The organism is Mesorhizobium sp. M1E.F.Ca.ET.063.01.1.1 (genome assembly GCF_003998155.1).
Lineage (GTDB): Bacteria > Pseudomonadota > Alphaproteobacteria > Rhizobiales > Rhizobiaceae > Mesorhizobium.
Map to the genome: position 1 here is coordinate 1 of NZ_RZSC01000641.1, position 3371 is coordinate 3371.

A 3371-nucleotide genomic window follows, 5' to 3' on the forward strand; every position below is an offset into this window, starting at 1 on the left:
CCGTAAGGTAATAGCCGCAGCGCACCATTTCCTCTTCGCGGATCTTCCTGCCGGCTACCGGATCCTTCTTCTGGCCCTGCCGCAGCATTTTGCGGAAGTCCGGCCGAGGTGACGCCGGCGCTGCTTTTGCCTCCGATGCCGCCGCGGATGCGGCGGCAAGCTGCTGAGGGGCGGGATCGGATTTCGGAGCGATGAACATGCTCGGGAGCGTAGGCGGCTCAGTGGAGATCGCTCGCATCATGCGTGCCTTCTTATCGTCTTGCGTCTGCGGGGTGCTTTTTTCGGTCATGAGGCCTGCCTCATTGCTTCGGTGAAGGTTTTGAGGACATCGTCGAAGACACCTTCACTTTCGGCAATCGCCTTCGCGTCAGGCTGATCTGGGCTATAGAGTGTCTGGCCGCTTTGCAGGTCCCGATAGGCAACACGATTTTGCAGCGCATGTTCTGCGATCGGCGTGCCGTTCGCCTGAATGATCGCGCGCAGTTCGCTCAATGCTCTCGCCTTCGCATCAATGATGGTCTGCTTTGTCAGGACAAACACCGCTGGTAGGGGTCGCCGGCGTGTTTCGACCGCGAGCGGAATGTAGTGATCGGTGATCTGGATGGCGGCGGTCACGTCGTCAAGCGCGAAGAAGATCGGCACCACGACGATATCGGCGGCGAATAGCCCGGCCATGAGATTGTCGTTCGTGGTGCCTTCGGTGTCGATCAGCACCACGCTACGGTCGCCATTGTGCAGCTCCGCCGCCTCCAGGATCTCGCGCGGCGTCGTGGCGCTGACGAGTTGGAGTGTCTCGGGACGATTGCCGGCCTCCTTCAGCATCTGGGCCCACCGGCTCATGTTCTGGCGAACGTCGCCGTCGATGAGTGTCACCGCGTAGCCGCGATCAAGAGCGACCGATGCGAGCGCGCGCAGCAAGGTCGATTTGCCAGTGCCACCTTTGGCGATAGCGGCAGATATGATCATAGCTCGAGGGACCTTCTGTGAACCGCCTTTATGCCAACCGCCTGCCCGGCAATTGTCATAGCTGAACCCAAAGTGTAGTGTCAATTTATGAGCGATCAACCGGACAGGACAGCCGTGTTTAGGGCAGCATTAGCCGAGATCTCGACGCGAGACGGCTGCGAGGCCGCGCTCGATGCGGCAGCCGCCACGTTGGCGCATTACAGCGCCCTCGCCTCCGTCGGCATGATGCGCCAGCGCGATCTGATCTTGATGGTGGCGAACAGTGAGGCGTGCGGAACGAATGATTAGGGCAATATTGGTGGCCGTCGCGGCGGCGGCAAGCGTCGGCGCCGCCGCTCCAGGTGATCAGTCCAAGAGGTCCGGCAGCAATCCGATGTGGCCTGCGGGGCTGCGATGGGATTGCGCGACGGCGGCAAAAATTGTGTGTGAGCGCAACGGCTCCTGCAAGGTCGCTAAAGGGGATGCTCCATTCCTGCTCAACTACGACAACAACAATATCGAGTTTGCGCGCGGCAATGTCCGCATCAAGCGGCATTATCAGCAAACGGTCCAGGCAAGTCCTCTGCAAAGCGAGGTCAAGGTGGAGCTTGCCGACAATCGCGTCATTTGGCTGACGGCGGTGGACGCCAGTCACACCTATTCCGATGCCTGGGTCGGCGCGCTGACGGAATTGAAGGGCGGCGCCGTCCTTTTGGAATCCCAAGGCGTCTATTGCACTCCGCACAAGTGAGCGCCGCGAACCGGCCCCGCGCCAGGTGCGGACCGCTTGTGTAAAGCCGGAACGCCAGCTGCGCGCATCAGCTAGCGATAACTGCGGGAGGGATTTCGGGGGGTGTGCTGATCGACCGCGGAACGGAGGCAAAACCAGACATTCGCTAGCAGACAATTATGGCAGTTGCACCGCTTGCCAGCCATCACGTCCCCTGGAGAACGCAACCACGCCATCACCTTCGTCTTTCCAGGCAGTGCGCAGCTCGTATTTCACGGTGCACTGCACGCCAGGTCCCATGGTATTCTTCGAGCACTCCCCCAGCCGCAGCGTCGCTTGATCCGTCTTCTTTGCTCGCCGGAAAGCTTCCAAAGCCTCGTCCGGAGGAGATGGACTCTCAAGCCCGGCTGCGGCCAACTGCGCACACAGCGCCGGCTCGGACGCAATCGCTGCGGAGAGCTGGTGTCGTGTCGGATAAAGAGCAAGCGTGCCGCCTATGCCGACCAAGGTTCCGGATGCCGCCGCCATGATAAGGGCCCCCGCATTGAACATGATTGCGGCTTCGGAAAAGCGTTGAAAGTCGAGGCGATAAGGTCCGTCGTATAGACCGTCTCACCATGGCGTTTGAAAGAGTTGTTGCTGATACGGCCTTCGAGGAAGACGACATCGCCGGGCTTGGCGTCCTCCCCCAGCCAGGCGGCTTGCTTCTCCTCCGGGATCGTCGCCTGGATCCAATCACTGGCTTCCTTGGGATGGCCTTGTTCAGCGCGCCAACTGCGGGCGGTGGCAATGTTGACCCTCGTGCTTTTGTCGAAGGGCGCAACCGAGCTGACATTGCCATGGATAGTGACCCTGTTGACGCTTTTCATCTGACAACTGCCTCTTTCAGTAGAACTAATTTAGCCGGCCAGGGTGACTTGAGCTTACGGTCTGCTAAGGTTGAACCAGCTGCGCTGCCGCAGCCCATTCGTGTCGTCGTAATCGATGTAGTAAGGCTTTGCGCGGCGCGCGCGTTGAATGTCGTAATAGGTGGTCGTTCGATCGTTATGCGCTCCGCTGGAGACATAGGTAAGTTGGACCGGCACGGTGCGGCCGCCGAGCTGGATGGTCGCCGACGCACTTCCGTCGGCCTGACCATGCCGCGGTCCAAAGCTGGCAGGCTGACCGAGATTGTCAGCCGCGATTCGGCACATGCTGGCTTGGCCTTGTCCGGGCCGGTCGCTAGCCGGCGCGTAAGGCGTCCACCCTTGTGGGCAGGCCTCGTACGGGTCGTAGCGGGCCCCGGACGAATTGGCCTGCGGACAAATTGGCCACGAAAACCCGGGCGATCCCATGGCGTCGATCAGCCGATCTATTGGCGGATGACAGGAGGGCGTGCCCTGCCAGTCACCAGACAGACAAAGCAGGACCTGACATCCCCACTCGGATGCGAATGCTTGGGACGGAACAGACGCGGCGCCCGCGATAGCGGCAGTGCCCATAACGAGATATTTCAGCACGGTCGTGGCCCTTTTCCTCTAAGGCTTTTTGACACTTTACTATGGATTCGGGTCCGGGAAAAGGGCAGACCGAACGGGCGGGCCCGTGCGAATACATAGATTCATGCTGCCAAATGAAGCGGGCGAGGTGAACAATCCGCTCCGGGACAATATCGCGTGGTTTCTCGAAGCCGAGCGCCGTAGGCGAAAGCTTCGCC

Annotated in this window: 7 protein-coding genes; 2 read left to right on the plus strand and 5 right to left on the minus strand. The window is 60.5% G+C overall.

The features are described 5' to 3' along the window. Both EOA29_RS41735 and EOA29_RS29710 read right to left on the minus strand, forming a co-directional pair. A partial coding sequence (locus EOA29_RS41735; protein ID WP_210213183.1) for a hypothetical protein occupies positions 1–289 on the minus strand: 289 nt, incomplete at its 3' end. After that, positions 286–966 (minus strand): ParA family protein, encoded by a 681-nt coding sequence (locus EOA29_RS29710; protein ID WP_281061118.1) that lies wholly within the window; start codon positions 964–966, stop codon positions 286–288. The genes EOA29_RS41735 and EOA29_RS29710, both read right to left, overlap by 4 nt. 114 nt (positions 967–1080) lie before the next feature. Here EOA29_RS29710 and EOA29_RS41740 point away from each other — a divergent pair, with 114 nt between their 5' ends. Both EOA29_RS41740 and EOA29_RS29715 read left to right on the plus strand, forming a co-directional pair. Beyond that, complete coding sequence (locus EOA29_RS41740; RefSeq protein WP_210213184.1) at positions 1081–1254, plus strand: hypothetical protein; 174 nt, start codon at positions 1081–1083, stop codon at positions 1252–1254. A gap of 10 nt (positions 1255–1264) precedes the next feature. Then, a complete protein-coding gene (locus EOA29_RS29715; protein ID WP_245468571.1) occupies positions 1265–1696 on the plus strand; it encodes a hypothetical protein in 432 nt (143 codons plus the stop codon). A gap of 156 nt (positions 1697–1852) precedes the next feature. Here the strand turns inward: EOA29_RS29715 and EOA29_RS29720 are convergent, their stop codons facing one another. The 3 genes from EOA29_RS29720 to EOA29_RS29730 are packed head-to-tail and all read right to left on the minus strand — an operon-like array spanning position 1853 to position 3174. Further along, the gene (locus EOA29_RS29720) at positions 1853–2203 is read right to left on the minus strand and encodes a hypothetical protein (protein WP_127221999.1); all 351 of its coding nucleotides are present in this window, start codon (positions 2201–2203) and stop codon (positions 1853–1855) included. Continuing rightward, the gene (locus tag EOA29_RS29725; protein WP_127222000.1) at positions 2170–2544 is read right to left on the minus strand and encodes a single-stranded DNA-binding protein; all 375 of its coding nucleotides are present in this window, start codon (positions 2542–2544) and stop codon (positions 2170–2172) included. The genes EOA29_RS29720 and EOA29_RS29725 overlap by 34 nt, the downstream gene beginning before the upstream one ends. A gap of 54 nt (positions 2545–2598) precedes the next feature. Then, positions 2599–3174, minus strand: a complete 576-nt coding sequence (locus EOA29_RS29730) for a hypothetical protein (RefSeq protein ID WP_245468572.1) — start codon at positions 3172–3174, stop codon at positions 2599–2601. Positions 3175–3371 lie beyond the last annotated feature (197 nt).